Source organism: Calothrix sp. 336/3 (assembly GCF_000734895.2).
Lineage (GTDB): Bacteria > Cyanobacteriota > Cyanobacteriia > Cyanobacteriales > Nostocaceae > 336-3.
The window spans coordinates 5,499,773-5,517,070 of record NZ_CP011382.1; the positions used below are offsets into that span (position 1 = coordinate 5,499,773).

14 protein-coding genes, 1 pseudogene and 1 riboswitch are annotated in these 17,298 nt (G+C 39.7%); of the genes and pseudogenes, 7 read left to right on the forward strand and 8 right to left on the reverse strand.

What is annotated here, in order from left to right; genetic code table 11:
• Positions 1 to 182: 182 nt before the first annotated feature.
• Positions 183 to 1,271 carry a saccharopine dehydrogenase family protein gene (locus IJ00_RS22910; protein ID WP_035157109.1) on the forward strand — a complete coding sequence of 363 codons (1,089 nt, stop codon included), beginning with the start codon at positions 183 to 185 and terminating at the stop codon, positions 1,269 to 1,271.
• Here the strand turns inward: IJ00_RS22910 and IJ00_RS22915 are convergent.
• The 5 genes from IJ00_RS22915 to IJ00_RS22935 form a co-directional block, all read right to left on the reverse strand.
• Positions 1,268 to 4,270: a methyl-accepting chemotaxis protein gene (locus IJ00_RS22915; protein ID WP_046814897.1), complete on the reverse strand. Its 3,003-nt coding sequence runs from the start codon at positions 4,268 to 4,270 to the stop codon at positions 1,268 to 1,270. The two genes, IJ00_RS22910 and IJ00_RS22915, sit on opposite strands and share 4 nt — an antisense overlap.
• Positions 4,271 to 5,137: 867 nt before the next feature.
• Entirely contained in the window at positions 5,138 to 5,884 is a 747-nt protein-coding gene (locus IJ00_RS22920; RefSeq protein WP_144416072.1) for an amino acid ABC transporter ATP-binding protein, read from the reverse strand.
• 16 nt (positions 5,885 to 5,900) lie between these two features.
• The gene (locus IJ00_RS22925) at positions 5,901 to 6,716 is read right to left on the reverse strand and encodes an amino acid ABC transporter permease (RefSeq protein ID WP_035157111.1); all 816 of its coding nucleotides are present in this window, start codon (positions 6,714 to 6,716) and stop codon (positions 5,901 to 5,903) included.
• Positions 6,706 to 7,422, reverse strand: coding sequence for an amino acid ABC transporter permease (locus IJ00_RS22930; protein WP_035157112.1), 717 nt, complete (start codon positions 7,420 to 7,422; stop codon positions 6,706 to 6,708). The genes IJ00_RS22925 and IJ00_RS22930 overlap by 11 nt, the downstream gene beginning before the upstream one ends.
• A 14-nt stretch (positions 7,423 to 7,436) precedes the next feature.
• A complete protein-coding gene (locus IJ00_RS22935; RefSeq protein WP_052754524.1) occupies positions 7,437 to 8,360 on the reverse strand; it encodes a transporter substrate-binding domain-containing protein in 924 nt (307 codons plus the stop codon).
• 383 nt (positions 8,361 to 8,743) lie between these two features.
• On the opposite strand from IJ00_RS22935, the gene IJ00_RS22940 reads away from it, so the two are divergent.
• Together IJ00_RS22940 and IJ00_RS22945 are read left to right on the forward strand one after the other, a co-directional pair.
• Positions 8,744 to 9,388, forward strand: coding sequence for an SGNH/GDSL hydrolase family protein (locus tag IJ00_RS22940; protein ID WP_035157113.1), 645 nt, complete (start codon positions 8,744 to 8,746; stop codon positions 9,386 to 9,388).
• Positions 9,389 to 9,456: 68 nt separating this feature from the next.
• On the forward strand, positions 9,457 to 10,116 hold the full coding sequence (locus IJ00_RS22945) for a ribonuclease (protein ID WP_052754525.1): 660 nt from the start codon (positions 9,457 to 9,459) through the stop codon (positions 10,114 to 10,116).
• Between the two features lie 67 nt (positions 10,117 to 10,183).
• Here the strand turns inward: IJ00_RS22945 and IJ00_RS22950 are convergent, their stop codons facing one another.
• Complete coding sequence (locus tag IJ00_RS22950) at positions 10,184 to 10,624, reverse strand: Crp/Fnr family transcriptional regulator (RefSeq protein ID WP_035157117.1); 441 nt, start codon at positions 10,622 to 10,624, stop codon at positions 10,184 to 10,186.
• 139 nt (positions 10,625 to 10,763) lie between these two features.
• A riboswitch (cobalamin riboswitch) is annotated at positions 10,764 to 10,926 on the forward strand.
• Between the two features lie 18 nt (positions 10,927 to 10,944).
• Between IJ00_RS22950 and IJ00_RS22955 the strand changes: the two genes are divergently transcribed.
• From IJ00_RS22955 to IJ00_RS27915, 3 genes and pseudogenes are all read left to right on the forward strand, one after another.
• Positions 10,945 to 11,379: a DUF1636 domain-containing protein gene (locus IJ00_RS22955; RefSeq protein ID WP_035157119.1), complete on the forward strand. Its 435-nt coding sequence runs from the start codon at positions 10,945 to 10,947 to the stop codon at positions 11,377 to 11,379.
• A 4-nt stretch (positions 11,380 to 11,383) separates the two neighbouring features.
• Positions 11,384 to 11,752 (forward strand): hypothetical protein, encoded by a 369-nt coding sequence (locus tag IJ00_RS22960; RefSeq protein WP_144416073.1) that lies wholly within the window; start codon positions 11,384 to 11,386, stop codon positions 11,750 to 11,752.
• Positions 11,743 to 11,901 (forward strand): annotated as a pseudogene (locus IJ00_RS27915) (iron chelate uptake ABC transporter family permease subunit); the annotation flags it as partial. The gene IJ00_RS22960 and the pseudogene IJ00_RS27915, both read left to right, overlap by 10 nt.
• Positions 11,902 to 12,051: 150 nt before the next feature.
• On the opposite strand, the gene IJ00_RS22965 reads toward IJ00_RS27915, so the two are convergent.
• Positions 12,052 to 15,030: a hypothetical protein gene (locus IJ00_RS22965; RefSeq protein ID WP_035157122.1), complete on the reverse strand. Its 2,979-nt coding sequence runs from the start codon at positions 15,028 to 15,030 to the stop codon at positions 12,052 to 12,054.
• A 178-nt stretch (positions 15,031 to 15,208) separates the two neighbouring features.
• Positions 15,209 to 15,742 carry a translation initiation factor IF-3 gene (gene infC, locus IJ00_RS22970; protein WP_035157124.1) on the reverse strand — a complete coding sequence of 178 codons (534 nt, stop codon included), beginning with the start codon at positions 15,740 to 15,742 and terminating at the stop codon, positions 15,209 to 15,211.
• 557 nt (positions 15,743 to 16,299) lie between these two features.
• Here infC and IJ00_RS22975 point away from each other — a divergent pair.
• The gene (locus IJ00_RS22975; protein WP_035157125.1) at positions 16,300 to 17,259 is read left to right on the forward strand and encodes a hypothetical protein; all 960 of its coding nucleotides are present in this window, start codon (positions 16,300 to 16,302) and stop codon (positions 17,257 to 17,259) included.
• Positions 17,260 to 17,298 lie beyond the last annotated feature (39 nt).

Consider the following 17,298-nt stretch of genomic DNA (forward strand, 5'->3'; position numbering starts at 1 on the left):
TCAACCCGCTCTTACCATTTGGATAGAATAATTAAAATATTTGTATAGCGTTTCCCAGTCAGATGAAATACACCCCACCCGCGCTATCGCGCACCCTCCCCTTACCAAGGGGAGGGTTGGGGAGGGGTAATTTTGTATCTCACCAGAATGAGAAAGGCTACATCACACAGATAATATCAAACATGACCAAAAAAGTTTTAATACTTGGTGGCAGGGGGCGTATTGGTTATAGTGTAGCCTTAGATATTGCTAAGTATACCCAAGCAGAAATTACAATTACGGGGCGAACATCTCGGGAAAATTATCAAGATGTTGCTCTGCAATATTTAACCCTTGATTTGGCTGAAACGGAAAAATTACGAGAGATAATTCCGGAATATAATTTAGTAGTTCACTGTGCTGGACCTTTTCATTTACGTGATACTCAAGTATTAGAATTATGTATTGACAATGGGGTGAATTATATTGATATTAGTGACCATCGTTCTTACACTATTAAAGCTTTAAAATTAAATGAAAAAGCACTGAATGCCGGGATTATTGCAGTTGTGAATACAGGCATTTTTCCAGGTATTTCTAATAGTATGGTACGCCAATGTATCGAGAAGTTAGATATAGCTGAAAAAATTCATTTAAGTTATGTGGTGGCAGGTTCCGGTGGTGCGGGAATAACTGTGATGCGTACCACTTTCCTGGGCTTACAACATCCCTTTGATGCTTGGATTAATGGCGCATGGCAGCAAGTTAAACCCTATACAGCTAGGGAAAATATCAACTTTCCTGCTCCCTATGGTCAAAGCGGGGTTTATTGGTATGATATGCCAGAAGCATTTACCTTACCCCAAGCATTTCCAACTGTGAAAACGGTGATTACTAAGTTTGGTTCTATTCCTGATTTTTACAATCATCTGACTTGGATTGCTGCCCATCTTTTTCCAAAATTTTGGATCCAAAGTTCCTATGGTATTGAGTTTCTTTCCCAGGTGAGTCACCTGATGACAGATGTCACCGATAGACTTACTGGTGTAGGTGTAGCTGTAAGGGTGGAGGTTTCTGGAATCAAAGATGAGCAAACATCTGTGGCTACTTCTAACTTATTCCATGAAAATACTGCCGTTGCTGCTGGTTGCGGTACGGGTAGTATTGCTCAACTCATTTTAGAAGATAAATTGACACAGCCAGGTGTTTTGACTGTGGAAGAGGCATTAAGTAACCATTTGTTTGAGCAGGTAATGGCACAAAGAGAAATAGTTATTATGCCCACAAATTAATTGTACTTTTGGGGGAGTGTTAAATAGGTTTTGAAACCTGCCACAGATTCTTGTAACTCCTGACTAATGTCTACAGTTTGATTTAAAGATTGGGAAATTTCTTGGGATAGGTGACTATTCACATCTAAAGCATGAGATATATTTTCGATTGCATTGATTAAATCTTCTGATATTGTCAGTTTATATGTTGTAGATTGGGAAATATTTTGTACCAATTCATGAACTTGTTGGGAAACTTGTAACATTTGATTAAGTTTCTGCTTCGTTATTTCTAAGTTATGGGAACTTTCTATGACTTGTATGGTTCCCGATTCCATTGATTTGATAGTTAACTGAGCATCTTTTTGAATATTTTCGATAATTTTCTCAATTTCTTGGGTGGCTTCAGTACAATGAGTTGCAAGTTCTCCAACTTCTTCGGCAACGATGGCAAAATTTTGCTCCTCTTTACCTTCCCGTGCTATTTCTAATCCTGCATTTACTGCTAACAGGTTGCTTTGCATAGCAATTTGGTTAATCAAAAAGATAATGCGAGAAAGTTGCTGAGAAGATTCTCCTAAACGTTTGATTTTCTTCGCCATATCATCAATGTTTGTGCGAAGATTTCGGAGATTTTGGAGATTCATTTCTATGGCAACTTCGTTTTCCTGAGCAGCATCTACTATGGTGTAACTTTCTGTTGCAGATTGTTGGGTACTTTCTAGTAAATCTTTGAGGTTGACAGTGAATTGTTCCACATGGCTTAGTGTTTGCTTGATTTCTGCTGATTGTTGCAGATTGGTATCAGCAAATTGACTCATTGCCGTATCATTGTCAACGATCGCGCTATTAACTTGCTGTGCAGAAACTTGTATTTTGGTGGCGATCGCCCGTAAATTACTGATGGTGTTGTTGATATATTCACCCACAAAACTCATTTCCCCAGGAATTACATCTGTTTGCACAGTCAGATCACCTTGGGATAAATGCTCAATATCTTGTAATATCTTTTCAATTTGCTGATATATTGTGGCTTGCTGCAAGGATTTCTCTTGGGAAATAGACTCTACCTGGGAGGAAACTTGCTGGATTTGTTCTTGCAGGGCAGCTTTTTCTAATGCATAGGCAATCGGTACTGCAACTTGCTTCAAAAAATTGATTTCGACTTCTTGCCAATTGCGTGGTGTCGAACATTGATGGGCAATTAGTAAGCCATACAACTGATTATTAATTACAATTGGTGCAACTAAATTTGCTTTGATGCCAAATCTTTTTAACAGATTTAGATGACATTCTGTTAAGTTCGCTGTCTCCACGTTATCGATATTTAAAACAGTACCCTGTTGATATTTGTGTATAGATTTCTGGGTAAAGCATGAATCATTAATTTCTGCACCAATTGCCACAGGAAATTCTACTGCCACTGATTCTGCAACTACCCTGCCTTCCCAGGATGGATTAAATTGATAGACAATAACTCTATCGGTTTTTAAGGCATCACGGATACGATTCACTGCCGTATTTAAAATATACTGTGTATTTAAAGAGCTACGGCAACGGATATTGATTTCATTGACAAGTTGTGTCAGATATGACTCATTTTGCTGGCTATGAGATTGGGAAACTATACTGTCAGCCATGGCATTAAAACTAACTGCAATTTGCCCAATTTCATCGATGGCAAATACATCAGCTCGTACAGTGCGATCGCCAGTAGCAAAACTTTGAGCTTTCAGCCTTAAATTTTGGATAGGTGTAATGATAGAACGTCGTAAAACATATGCACCCATTAAGATAATAATAACTGCAATGTAAACACTTAATAACTCTAACCAAAAACTTTGACCAAGTAATTGATTGAGAGTGGTTTGTGGTGTTCCCCGCACCAAAATTCCCACGGGAGCATCTCCAAAAATACTTAACTGCTCATCTTCCGTTTCAATGATTTTATTGGGAACTGCTTTTGCCGCGATCGCATAGGTTTGCTGACCAATTTTTAACTTTCCAGCCACCGGTTTCCCATCTGTTACCGTTGCTGCTCTTAATAATGCTATCCCTTCTGGGGGCAAAGCGACATCTGTTTCTGCTTGATTAATATTCTGAGATGCACCTTGATATAGGGAAGTAACTAAGCTTAATTCTCCCGTTGGCTTACGTAAATAAATCGCACTATAACCTCCCCCAGTTGCCTTTAAAGTTGCCTTGGTAATAGGAATTTTACCGTTAACAATATCTCCAGAAACTAAAGCCCCAATGACATTTCTTGTTTGTAAATCTCTGACTGGTGTCACAGTATAACGAATCAAGAAATCTTGACGATTCACACCATTAGGTAAAGGAGGAGCCTCTCTTAATATTTCCGAAGATTTGACAATACTGTTAACTTTAATTTGACGCGGATAATTAAAGACTTCTTGCACCAAGTTATCGGGATTAAAAATTTCACCCGTTCTATCCGCATTGGCATTAACAATAATTTTTAAGTCTTTTCCGACTAAGGTAGCATATTCTATTTTTCTAGCTTGAATCTCATTTTGTAAGATTTGCTTAACTTGGTTTTTATCTTCAGGATTTAGTGTTTGTCCAGAATTATAAATACTTGCTGCCTTGATGATTGCAGCATTATCTGCTTGCCCCCTAAATCCAAATCCCATTTGGTTAATTTTGATATTATAATTAATATCACTGACCATCACTTCTGACTTAGCTTGCTCTAAAGATAAACTATCTAAGTTATGGGTAATTAATAGTCTACCGATAGAACTAATTACAAAAATTGATAATAGTTCTGAAGCTAATAAGACTATTAACTGTTTCCTCCCAATTGGTAAGTTAGTAAACCTTTCCCAAAGGGATGGTTTCATCTCTGGAGTCTCATCAGGAATTACAGGGGTTTTAGTTAAAATTTTCAGAGCTAATTCATCATATCTATTGTTCGTACGAACGATATTTCCCCGATATTTTTTTCTTGGCTGCGATGTTTGAACTTGAGTTTCGTCAGAATTTACTTTGTTATTCATAGTTTTTGAATATTTACTGGGAAAATAAGAATCACAAAAACGAGTAATAGCAAGTATTACTAAATATGATGCTATTAACTGATACTGAGTTTGTTATCTTAGGAAAAGGAATAAGTACCCTGTGATGTCTAGCAATGGGTAGATGAGGGGTGATGTAAATTGCTTGATAATTGAATATTAGACAAGACCAAAATTTGATAGCATCAATTTTTCTAGAAGACGCGCACAATCAATGCTTTACCTTTGGAAGCAGAACTCTCTCCAAAGCGATATTTAATGACGCTTAACAAATAAGTACGGAGAATATGGGAGATGCTGTAGAGAAGAAAGTTTTCATAGAGATATTCAGCCTGAACATACCTTTAACCTACAAGTGATTTTTATCACCGAACTTTAGCTAGTGAAAAATCAATCTGAAATCGAGGGGAACACTTTGGAAGTAAAAAACTATCTTAGTGTATTGTGGCACACAAATCAAGCCACTTTATATCATGTGTCGGTAAATACTGTTAATGAAAAGACCCCCTGCCAACTAACCCTTTCCTTGGTAAGGTGATGATAGGCAGGTGTGGTAAATTAAGAATGACGAGTAATGCAGCGAGTATGATATTTATTGAAATTGTCTACTTGTATGGAAAAGTATCATAAATTGCGGTGGCTATGGATAGACAAAATTAGTATCAAAGAATACATTTATTTGAGAAACTATTGACAGCTTACCCCATATTTGCATGATAAATTTGACACAGTTTTTATATTAAACCTCGTCTATTTTGAGAACTTTGTAACTCTAGATATTGCTTTCTTGCATCACAATCACAAAACTCAACTTTTCATGATGTGGAAGATTTAATTGAGGGGTTTGAGTTAGAGGATTTGACTGAGAAACTCTTTGGTACGTTCGTGTCGAGGATTGGTGAAGAATTCTGCTGGTACACCACTTTCGAGAATTACACCTCCATCCATGAAGTATATTTGGTCAGCGACTTCCCGAGCAAATCCCATTTCGTGGGTGACAAGTAAACAAGTCATTCCCTCCTCGGATAACTCACGGATGGTTCGTAATACCTCTTTGACTGTCTCCGGATCCAGAGCTGCGGTAACTTCGTCAAATAGCATAACTTGGGGTTTCATCGCTAGGGAACGCGCGATCGCCACCCTTTGCTGTTGTCCCCCGGAGAGTTCTGCGGGATAATTCTTTTCTTTCCCTTGCAAACGCACTTTTTTCAATAATTGATAAGCACGTTCTTCTACTTCTTTTTTATCTTGCTTTAAAACATGAATTGGTGCCATCATGACGTTTTCTAAAGCTGTGCGATGGGGAAATAAATTATACTGTTGAAACACCATTGATACCATACGTCGCAGACGAATCTTATCCTTGTCTGACTGCAACTCATGGACAAGAAAATCTCCCACACGGATAAAGCCAGAATTAATATCAACTAACCCATTAATACAGCGTAAAATTGTCGATTTCCCGGAACCAGAGGAACCAATAATACAAATCACATCTCCTTGGTTAACATCAAAGGAAACGCCTTTTAATACTTCTATTTTGCCAAAGGATTTATGTAAATCTCGGAGAGAAACTAATGGTTCTGTCACGGAAATTACCTCTATTTTATTTCTAATTTATTAAGCGCTGCTCTAATTTTCTTGTCCACCAAGCAATGGGATAACAGTAGAAGAAAAATAATAACATCAGGACAGCATAAAGAGGAATTGCTAACTTTTCCCCCTCTAATTCTAATACTTGACGCACTGTGCTTAATCCCTCAGGTACACCGACTAAATTTGTCAGGGTTGTACCCATAGTTAAAATTGCATACCAATTCATCCAAGGGGGAATCATTCGTCGTAAAGCTTGAGGGAGAATCACTAATTTTAATGTTTGCGCTCCTGTGTAACCCATTGCTCTTGCTGCTTCCCATTGTCCCGAAGGAATAGATTGAATTGCACCCCGAACAATTTCGGAAATATTCGCCGCAACTACTAAAGATAAACCAATAATAGATTTAGAAATGCTGGTAAATTCCACACGAATTATCCCCAAGTTTAGCTCAAAGGGTAATAGATATAACATGACATAGAGGATAACTAGCCAGGGGGAATTTCGTAAAAATTGAGTCCAGAACCATGATAGCCATCGGACTATTGGCTGCTGTGCAGTTTGTCCTAAGCCCAAAAATACACCCAGGATGGTACTAATTACCATACACACAATACTCATAATAATATTGAGGGCAAAACCTCCTTTAATCGCCAATCCTTCTTGATTACCAATGAGAATATAAGGAAAGCGACGAATCAGAGTTTCCCATTCTTTGGCAGTTAAAAAGTTGCCTCGCAGATAGTTAAAAGTAATAATCAATAAAAGGGTAAAAATGGCAATACTGAGAAACTTTTGCCAGTTAAACTTGCTCTTTGTCTGTTTAGTTTCCATAACCTGGTATACGCAACTTAAATTCTATCCAATTCATGATGCCAATTAATATACCTACTAAGAGAATATATACTAACCAGATAAATAACATCACCTCCAAGGTAGCAAAGTTATCAGCATAGATTTGTCCTGCATAGTATAGGAGTTCTGGGGTGGCGATCGCGGAAGCCAAAGTAGTAGTTTTGACTAAATTGACTAAGTTATTATTTAATGATGGTAAGCAAATCCGAAAAGCTAAGGGCATTATTACCAACAGGAAACATTGGCTACGGGATAAACCTAAACTTGACGATGCTTCTATCATCGTTTTGGGTACAGCTTCAATCCCGGAACGAAATATCTCAATATTAAAAGCACCAGCAAATAAAGAAAGGGCAATAATTGCACTACCAAAGGAGCCTAAAATTGGTGTTTCTCCTCCCGTCGCAGGGTCATAAACCTTGGGTAAAAGTGCTGCTAGGACAAAGAATAAAAAGAATATTTGTACTAAGGGGGGAGTATTACGAAAAAGTTGAATATAGCCCTGCAAAATCCTCTGTATCCATTTTCCTGGCAACCCTTGCAACCAAACTCCGACAACACCAATAATTAAAGAGAAAAATATACATTCAACAGAGAGGATGATGGTGTTAATAATTCCTTCTTTTAACCATCCTTGGTATGTGGGGTCATTGAGCCAGGAAAAGTTGAGATTTAACAAAATCATCGGATATCAATTACCTATTTACTAGACTTTTGTTTAGCTGCCGCCATACGTTTTTTTGCATAATCTGTAGCTGGAATCTTCCATTTCTTTTCAGCCGCAACAATAAATCCTGCTGCCTCCATTTTCAAAATGGTTTGATTCACACTCTCTAGAAATTTGGTATCGCCTTTACGTATGCCCATCCCCCAACCTTGGGGTAAAATTGGAGGTAAGGGTTGATGCCAATCTTTTGACCAATTAGGCTCTAAAAGTTTACCGATTAACGCCGAATCATCATAGGCAAATCCCACACAGCGCCCTTCCTGTAAAGCTTTGTAGGCTTCCGCAGTGCCCGGAAAATTCGCCATTTGGATTCCTCTTTCTATGAGTTCCTTGTTATAAAAAGAACCTTGAATACCGCAAACTTTTTTACCTTTTAAATTATCCCAGCTTTTAATTCCACTATCTTTGCGTGTTAAAAGTCCAGTACCAGCAGAATAATAATTTTCCGAAAAATCAATGACTTTTCTGCGTTCTGGAGTATCAGTCATGGTAGCAATTACTAAATCTATCTTGCCTTGTTTCAGAAATTCAATTCTGTTGGCAGCAACTACAGAGACGAATTCCACTTTACTCTCAGAACCAAGTAATTCTTTAGCAATATAATTGGCAATGTCAACTTCTAAGCCAGCATTTTTCCCATTTTTATCGATAAAGCCAAAGGGAGTATAATCTGTTTTGACTCCAATGACAATTTTGTCCCGTTGTTTGATTTTTTCGAGGGTTCCCTTGGCAGTGGTATCTCCACTTTGTTGCCCACATCCTGTCATACCAATAGCTGCAAAAATCAGACTAATAGCTATGGTCGCAAATTTGAATTTTTGTAAAAAAAATAATTGATTCACTGTCTTAATTCTTGTTGCCATAATCAATGCATCAAAAATATCATATTTTCCCATGGATTATCCTATCTGTTAGATAAATCCTCCTCAAAAGTACTGAAAATTTGACTGGAAAAATCATCTCAAGGTTGAGGGAGAAAGTATTTATGACTTACCTTAAGCTCTACTTAAGATATGATTTTCTGTAGAAATCTTCATTGGTGATGAGGTTGGGTAAGGAAAACTCAATGGAGTTAGACAGGTTGCAAAATCTGATGTGACTCAGTTGGCGTAAAAATTTCCCCGTATGATTGCGAGTGTAGCGTAGGAAAAGGGATTAATTCGGAACTTCTACGTGATTTTACATTCCGTAACAAAATTAAATTTATTTGTGTCAACTTACTTAAAGCAGACATCCTCTGCTGTATACAGATTAATCACTCATCTCTTAACCTGAAACTATGGCACATATCATTTTGCTAGGGGATTCAATTTTTGACAATGCCAATTATGTTGCAGATGGTTTACCAATCATTGAACAAGTTCGCCAAGGGTTGGTGGATAGTGGCGATCGCGCTGACTTGTTAGCTGTGGATGGTGACTCAATTCAGGATATCTTCCAGCAACTCCATCGTCTTCCCCCTAGTACAACCCACCTATTTATTAGTATTGGCGGTAATGATGCTCTGTGCTACGGAGCTATACTGCAAAATAGTACTCCATCCCTACCCGCAGCGCTCCAGCAAATTGCCACGATGAAAACAGAATTCAGTCGCAACTATCAACAAATGCTGCGAGCTGTTCTGAAATTGGGGTTACCCACAACTGTGTGTACTATTTATGACCAATGTCCGGTATTAGATCCAGCTTTGCGTCTGTTAGAGTTTACAGCGTTATCAATGTTTAATGATTGCATTACCCGGCAAGCTGTGGAATTCGGTTTACCCCTGATTGATTTGCGAGTTGTGTGTGATGAAGCGAGGGATTATTCCTCCCTTTCCCCCATTGAACCCTCCACAGTCGGAGGAGAAAAAATTGCCCGTTGCATTGTTCAAGTTGTAACAGAGCATAATTTCTCGTCCCATCGTACGATTTGCTACACCTAAAACCAGAAGTTTTTACCCATTCTTGTGATTAACAGGTTATCTTTGATTCTGCAAACTGACTGAGGTGCATGATGAAGAGGTTATTGTTGGCTACGTTATTGACAACTTTTGCTATACCCAGTGCTGCTTTAGCCCAAAGACAAGGAACACCTGGTAAATTTGATTTCTACGTATTGGCTTTATCTTGGTCACCAGATTATTGTGCAAGTAAAGGTGGTAGCGATCGCCAGCAGTGTGGAGAGGGTAAAAAATTGGGCTTTGTTCTCCATGGTCTGTGGCCCCAGTATAATCGGGGTTATCCGGCAAACTGTTCTACCCAAAAATTACCTCCAGAGGTGAAAAAACAGTTTCCGAATTTATTTCCAAGTGATAAGCTTTACAGCCATGAATGGGAAAAACACGGTACCTGTACTGGCAAAACACCCGCAGAATACATGGCTTTATCGAAACAATACAAGGAAGCTGTGACTATTCCTGCTGCCTATCGTAAACCTGTCAAACCTTTCCGTACCACAGTTGCTGACTTGAAACAGGAATTTGCCAAAGCAAATAACGGGATGTCCGCAGATAGTGTTGCTCCTTCCTGCTCCGGTTCGGGAAGATTTTTACAAGAGGTATTAATTTGTTTCACGAAAGATGGAAAACTCGGTGTTTGTAGTGCGGAAATTCTGAAGCGATCGCAGAAAAGCTGTGGACAAGCTAATTTATTGGTGAGAAATGTCCGCTAGTCATACTAGGTAATTGGGAACAGGGAACAGGTGACAGTCAACAGCAAAAACACCTTTCCCCTTCCCCTCACTCTCGCATCCTCACACTGTTAATTTTGTCATTCAATTCCCGAATTCGCCGTGAGAGAATACCAATAATATTCACCGCAATTTCCGGAGTTTCATCGATAGCGTCGTAGAGTTGCTCCTGGGTAAGTTCCAAACATTCGCAAGCTTCCGTGGTAGTTGCAGAAGCTGAACGCGGTTGAGAATCAAAAACAGCCATCTCCCCAAAGGATTCTCCCTTAGTAAATACTGCCAATTGTTGCTGCTCAATGTGGATTCTGACTTTCCCTGAGATAACTATGTATAGCGATCGCCCCTCATCCCCAGCTTTAAAAATTGTATAATTACTGGAAAAGGACAATTCATTCATCACCGCAGCCAGACGCACAATAAAATCATCCCGTAATTCTTTGAAAATCGGGACTCTGCGGACAAATAATAGACGTTCAACGGTAGTGAGCATTTTTGCTGATTTTATTGAGTTTGCTTTGAGCTAGTCCAGCTGGGCGGTGATAATTAATTTATCAAGTTTACTATAAAGCTCATCGACTACTGTTATACGGCAAAATCTCAGTATTGCCATAAATCACCTACATATAGTAATGTAAGTAGGATTAATCGGTTCTGGTGGGGAGCAGCCACTAGAGGTAAGGGGGAAAGTTTGGTGAAAATCCGTCACTGTCCCGCAGCTGTAATCATCTTGGGAAGAAAATCCATCCTCCAATGATGTAAGTCAGAATGCCCGCCGATAGGTTCATTTCATGCTCATCTACGAGGTTATAGATGCCAGCTCAACATATCATGTTTGTCTGCACTACCTGTGCCAGCGTCTGGAAAGATGGTAAGCGCGTCGGTACAAGTGGCGGTGAAGAATTATTCGAGAAACTCCAGGAATTACACTCAGATTGGCAATTAGCATCAGAATTTCAGATGCAACCTGTGGAATGTATGAGTGCTTGTAGCCGCTCCTGTGTAGTTTCTTTCTCCAGTCCTGGAAAATATACTTATTTGTTCGGTGACATCCCTTCAGAAATATCGCCGGAAAGTGTCAGTAATATTCTGGAATGTGCAAGTAAGTATTATGACCATCCCCAAGGATTACTACCCTGGCAAGATAGACCAGAACCTCTGAAAAAAGGTATTTTAGCTAGAATTCCCGCGATCGCCCATCAAACACCAAATTTGACCACGCAATCAGAAAATATTGCCCCTGTATAAAAAATTGCAACTTACTAATATAGTCTTAATTGGCTACACTGCTTGGAAAGGTTTTCTCAAGTTAGGACGTGGCGCTGTTTTTTGCTGCATCCAAGAAGATAATTTACCAGGAAAACTTGATGAAATTCTGAATCTGAAGTTTTTCACCAAATCCCAACTGGAAATATATCTTCACGAGCTAATTCTCGCACCAAAATCTATCCCCTCTATTCTCCAAGCAGTCGATAGTTACAATCCTCAAACTGATTTGATTTTGTTACTCCAGTTTGACTCGAAATTTGAAGTAAATATTCTACAAAATCTCAGTATTTCTCCACCAGTTTGTTATCAACAAGTTTCCCAACGCTGGGAGGAATTCCACCCCCAGATGTGATACTCATGGGTGCAATCCTGGTATTAATGGCGGATATTCTGTGTCATTTACCAGGAAGTCAACTGGTTTTACCCCTAAATTCTGTGACTGCTTTGATGGGAACTCCCGTTGTGACTTGGGTAATTTTGCGTCGTCAGCAGCATAAATAAGATTAAAATCCTGATTTTTTGCAAACCAGGACTAAATAACAGTTTTCTCACTTACGTGCAGTCTAAAGTAGGGTTATACTTTGACACATCGGCTATGATAACTATTATCATATTTTTCCTAACAGCTCAAGTATTTGTACAACTTTCCTACTAGGAATTACTGAGTAACTGTTGTACTTGGTTAGCAACCAGGGGATGGGGGTCATTTTGCATTTGGGGGAGAATTTTCCAGAGGATGCGGGGAGAGGCGACTTTAAGATAACTAATTGCGGCTTCTCTGACAAACCCTGTGGGATGGCGTAAACTATCTATTACCTGTTCTGTATCGAGACGAATGGGCACAACCTCGGCTAAGTGGAGACAGCAAGCCCAAGACCAATGGGAAAGTAAAGTCCGATACTGGAGAAGTTTACGAGTGCGATCGCCAATTTCTAGGGGTTGATATTCCAGGATGTCTTTTTCGGTGAGTTTTTGTAATTTTTCGTAGGGCGATCGCCGATCTAAAACAGTGATAATCGCAGATTTATTAGGTAAATTTAAAGTATGCTCTAAAATTTCTAGTCCCCTGGCAAAGTTTTTGGTGGACTGAGAACGTAAATTTGATGATGCTGCCTGAATTTTATCGCTGGGATAAATTAACTGAAGCAATAGTAATAGTCTTTCTTGTAAATCACTTTCCAACTCTAACAAAGCCCTTTGCAACAAATTACAGACAAGATGAAATTTTTGAGGATGTTGCAGGTTATCTAATTCATTTGTAACCGTGAAGTCTATATATGCAGCATAAATGTGACCTAAAAATTCTAATTCTTGTTGAATTAACCGTTTCACCTGGATTTCATGGAAACGATCTAGTAATCCGACGATGGTTTCCTGTTGATGTCTTTTGAGGAGAGTACGTAAAATATGACTACGATTAGCATCCTCTGAATTTTCTAAATGCTCCCATAGGATATCTATCGCTTCCAGGGTGGGAATTTGCCCAATTGTTCGCCAAGCATACATTCTCACAACCTCTGGTTTATAGACATTAGTGGCAACATCTAATAATAGAGGTAATGCTTCATTAGATAATTCAACAAGAGCTTTCATCGCCGTGCTTCTAGTTGATTTATAGTACAAACCAGCTAGTAAAGCCGGATAATATTCCTCCAAATTAGTGGCAGCAATCATTTGTAAAACAGCACAACGAACTCGCAGGGATTCATCTTGCAATAAATTGGGAATATGTACCCGCAATGCTTGTAAATAGACAGCTTCCCGTAATGCTTTGACTGCGTTGACTCGTTCTCGCTCTTGTTCATGAGTTAACAACCGACGCAGGGTTTTAGTGGCAGCAACTTTCTGCATGGGTGTTCCCTGCCGTAATAATAATGCCGCAGCAGTGGCTTGAATAATCGAATAGTGGGAATCTTCCAAGTATTTTTCTAATTTACCCACATCTGCATCTGGTTCTGCTAACCAAACGTAGCGTAATGCTAGGGCAAATACTTCTGGATGTACACCTTGGGGTGCTTGTAATAAGGTTTGGATATTGGGGATGTAGAGATGATTTGCCCCAGTAGTTAGCATCGCTTCTAAACTAGCTTTTTGTAAGCTGGGGGAAAGTTTATCTAATAGGGGTGCTAGAACTTCTGTACTACCTTGGGGGTCGATTTGGGATAATAATTCAATACAGGAGCGTTTATCTCCCTCATTACCCCTATCTGTGAGGGTTTTAATCACTACCTGCTTAAAAGCGCGTAAATCCACATCTGTACTATTTAACTGCCCACTCCCCGCACTGACAACCAGGAGATTGACATAGTGCGATCGCAGTAAATAAATCACAATCAAACAAGTAATGGCAATGATGATGGTTTCGATTTCCATCAAGGAACGATGTAGGGAAAGGGAAAGAAACCGGGAGGAGAGAGTTAAAGTTCCCAAAATTGCCAAACCTGCCATTCCCACACCAAAGTTATCGGCAATTCCTCCAGATAGTGCTTGCACATAGGTACGAACTTTATCGGGAATCGGTTGAAATAATAGGGGACCACTACTGAGAACAAATGTGTAGCGTAGCAGTTCATCTAGTATTTTCAGGGTGACTAAACCAAATAAGAGATATTGGGGATGGCTGAAAAAAAAGATATCTAGGGCTAGAAGCGGTAGCATCAGGGCAAAGACAGTTAAAGGTAAGGTGGCAGCTGTGCGAAATACACCAAACCGTTCTAAAGCTCTGCTAGAGAAAAATAATTGGGTTCCCAACTCACATATCCCCGTAATTCCACCGAGAATACCTAAAAAGCTGGCTATATCTTTGCCTTGAAAATTGGATTCAACTTGACTGAGATACTGAAAATCTATCAGTACCCCCATGGCTTGGAGGAGGGCAAAAAAAGCAAATAACAGCCAGGTGTAGCGCTTGAGAGAACCGGAAAGACGCTGAGTTGGAGAGGGTGTACCTATCTCTTTGTACTTTTGGGGAATGCTGGGGAATGCTTGGGGGTATTTGTGGCTAACATACCAGAGAATGATGGCTCCAATGCCGATAAAAATACCAGCAGTGGGCATAATTACCATATCTAAGCCAACAAAAAGTAGGAGCAAAGGTAGACTAAAACCACTGATGACATCGGCTACCAGGATACCGCTACTAATTAATGGGTAAGCACGTTTAATTTCTCGGATATTAAATAATTGGTTAGCAGCAATGGAAGTATTTAAATCATTGACTACATAAAAAGCATCTACCCACAATCGCAGGAGAAAGATGGTGATTACGGAGAGGAAGGGAACTTGTAAACCCAGACGCAAGAGTAATAAGGGTAGAAACATACAGGGGGCGATCGCCACAATTACCCAACGCAAGGGAAAAATTCTCTGTAGACGGGAATATAGAGAAACTAGGATTCCTCCCAACAGGGAACTTGCTAAATAAATTAGGGGGAGGTATTTTGCCCCATATTCATCCAGGAATAGAGCAACAGTAGAATCCTCTGACCATCGTAATCCCACTGATGTAAAAGTATAAAAAGCAAACATTAACCAAGTGCGATCGCTTTCCTCTGGTCGGAGATTCACCCACTCCAGCAACCGCGCAATCATTCCTCTATTAGGTGCAGACCATTTATTTCTCAGTTCCATGTAGCTTTATTATTGGAAGTAGTCACCCTTGGGGGTAGAGTGTTAAATAATACATTCACCCAAGACTCTAGCCTGTCCCTAGGGTTACAACAAAAGTCCTGAGCCACCAAGGAGTAGTATTCCCACTTAGGACTCAGGACTATCGATTTTATATTGGAGATTTGAGATTACAGAGTTTCTATTTCTTCGGTGACAGTAACATCATCATGTTCCGTCCTTCCTTCTTCGGTGCTTGTTGCACTTCCGCTAAGGGTTCTAAATCAGTTGCCATCCGCTTCAGCAAAGTTTCAGCTAAATCACTATGCTGAATTTCCCGACCTCGGAACATGACAGTCGCTTTGACTTTGTCGCCGTCTTTCAAGAATCGTTCTGCTTGTTTGACGCGCACATTGTAGTCATGTTCTTCAATCTTGTAACGCATCTTCACTTCTTTCACATCAGCCGTATGCTGCTTCTTCCTAGCTTCCCGCGCTTTCTTCTCTTGCTCAAACTTATATTTCCCATAGTCCATGATCCGACAAACTGGCGGGTCAGCCTTATCACTCAGCAGCACGAGATCTAATTCCTTTTCTTCTGCTAGCTGCTGTGCTTCCTGCGGGGTGAGTATTCCCAGTTGGCTTCCATCTGTATCAATTACCCGAATTTTCGGGAAGCGAATTCTCTCGTTGATTTGGGGCAGGTCGCGAGTTCTTTTTTTCTCAATCACAGGCATTATGATTTGTGGGAGCTTCTTTTAGTTATGAGTTTGGATTGGTTTTGATTTGCGCCTCAGACGCAGAACTATAAAATAACTGAGGATAGGGTAAATGTGTACAGTTTGGGAGTAACTAATTCACAAATGTGTTTAGTTATCGTATATGCCATTCTACTCATTCTGAGAGAATTTCTGTACAATCGTTAATCTAAATTACATAAATAGGCTAACATTACCACTTTTTGTTAACAATTGTATCAAACCGGGGATGGGGTGGCGAGCGATCGCCCAGGTTTCTATGCTTGGGAAGCTGCAAAATAGTTATTGCAAAAGCAAAAAATATCTCTAGAATAGAGGTGATAGGGAATTTATAACTTTCTGGTAGTTGAAGGAATTTTGTCAACCCCTACAGAATAATCATAGTTATTTATAACTATTAAGAAAGCAAATCCCCAGGACATCAAGTACGCAAGAATTCACCGCGATGATGATGGACATCATTAGCCAATACATTTGTACCTGATTCGATAAAATTTGCTGTAACTCCTCAAGACTCTCCTATTGACGCTTCACCGATGATTCCTAGTATTACAGATTCCGCAGTCAAAGCTGCGATCGCTGCCATTGATTCTGAGTCAGCATCAACACCGGAAAAAATCGAGATGCTGATTGAAATTGCCCATGGTTTTGTCAATAAACCCCAAACTGTCAAGGATTTAGAGAATGCGATCGCCCTCTACCAGGAAGCGGTGGAATTATCCACAGCAGAGTATCCTCTCCTAAAAGCAAGGGCAAAAGGTGGGATAGCAGGTGCATTGCGAGCAATTCCAGGGGAGGGAACGGAACATTTACAGCAGGCTAGGGATTTGTATGCAGAGATACTGCCGATACTACGGGAATTAGCTAAACCTGACGAGTTGGCAGAAGCTCAGATGAATTATGGTTTAGTTTTACAATCCCTAGTTTCCGAAAATTTAGCCAAAGCAACGGATAGCATTCAGCTATACCAGGAAGCTCTCAGGGTGTTTACCTATGACAAATATCCCCAAGAGTACGCTATTTTACATAATAATATTGCGATCGCCTACCTTTCCATGTCCCAGGGTTCCCAGCAGCAATACTTATTTGAGGGGTTAGCAGTACAATCCTTTGAGGTTGCGCTGAAGCAGATAAATTTAATTGAACATCCTCGTGAGTATGCTATGTTACAGAATAATTTGGGCAATGCATTGCAATATTTGCCTAGTGCCCATCCTTTGGAAAATTTACAGAGGGCGATCGCTGCATATCACGAAGCTTTAAAAGTGCGTAATTCCCAAGACACACCCCTGGAGTATGCGAATACCATTGCTAACCAGGCAAACGCATTATTAAATCTGCCTGATAACTTGCAAAATCCAGAATTAGGGAATCCCCAAAATCTCCTGCAAGCACGTAAAAATTATCTTGAAGCAAGAGATATTTTCACACAATATGGACAATTTGCCCAGGCAGAAATCATCATTCAGACATTAAGAGAAATAGAGAGTAATTAATTATCTCATTGATAAAATAATCAAAAAGCTCTGTTTGTC

Excerpts from the sequence above, each read along its gene's own strand:
- IJ00_RS22965 (WP_035157122.1), bottom strand. The coding sequence starts at position 15,030 with ATGGAACTGAGAAATAAATGGTCTGCACCTAATAGAGGAATGATTGCG.
- IJ00_RS22950 (WP_035157117.1), bottom strand. The coding sequence starts at position 10,624 with ATGCTCACTACCGTTGAACGTCTATTATTTGTCCGCAGAGTCCCGATT.
- IJ00_RS22910 (WP_035157109.1), top strand. The coding sequence starts at position 183 with ATGACCAAAAAAGTTTTAATACTTGGTGGCAGGGGGCGTATTGGTTAT.
- IJ00_RS22915 (WP_046814897.1), bottom strand. The coding sequence starts at position 4,270 with ATGAATAACAAAGTAAATTCTGACGAAACTCAAGTTCAAACATCGCAG.
- IJ00_RS22925 (WP_035157111.1), bottom strand. The coding sequence starts at position 6,716 with ATGGAAACTAAACAGACAAAGAGCAAGTTTAACTGGCAAAAGTTTCTC.
- IJ00_RS22955 (WP_035157119.1), top strand. The coding sequence starts at position 10,945 with ATGCCAGCTCAACATATCATGTTTGTCTGCACTACCTGTGCCAGCGTC.
- IJ00_RS22975 (WP_035157125.1), top strand. The coding sequence starts at position 16,300 with ATGATTCCTAGTATTACAGATTCCGCAGTCAAAGCTGCGATCGCTGCC.
- infC (WP_035157124.1), bottom strand. The coding sequence starts at position 15,742 with ATGCCTGTGATTGAGAAAAAAAGAACTCGCGACCTGCCCCAAATCAAC.
- IJ00_RS22930 (WP_035157112.1), bottom strand. The coding sequence starts at position 7,422 with ATGATTTTGTTAAATCTCAACTTTTCCTGGCTCAATGACCCCACATAC.
- IJ00_RS22940 (WP_035157113.1), top strand. The coding sequence starts at position 8,744 with ATGGCACATATCATTTTGCTAGGGGATTCAATTTTTGACAATGCCAAT.
- IJ00_RS22935 (WP_052754524.1), bottom strand. The coding sequence starts at position 8,360 with ATGGGAAAATATGATATTTTTGATGCATTGATTATGGCAACAAGAATT.
- IJ00_RS22945 (WP_052754525.1), top strand. The coding sequence starts at position 9,457 with ATGATGAAGAGGTTATTGTTGGCTACGTTATTGACAACTTTTGCTATA.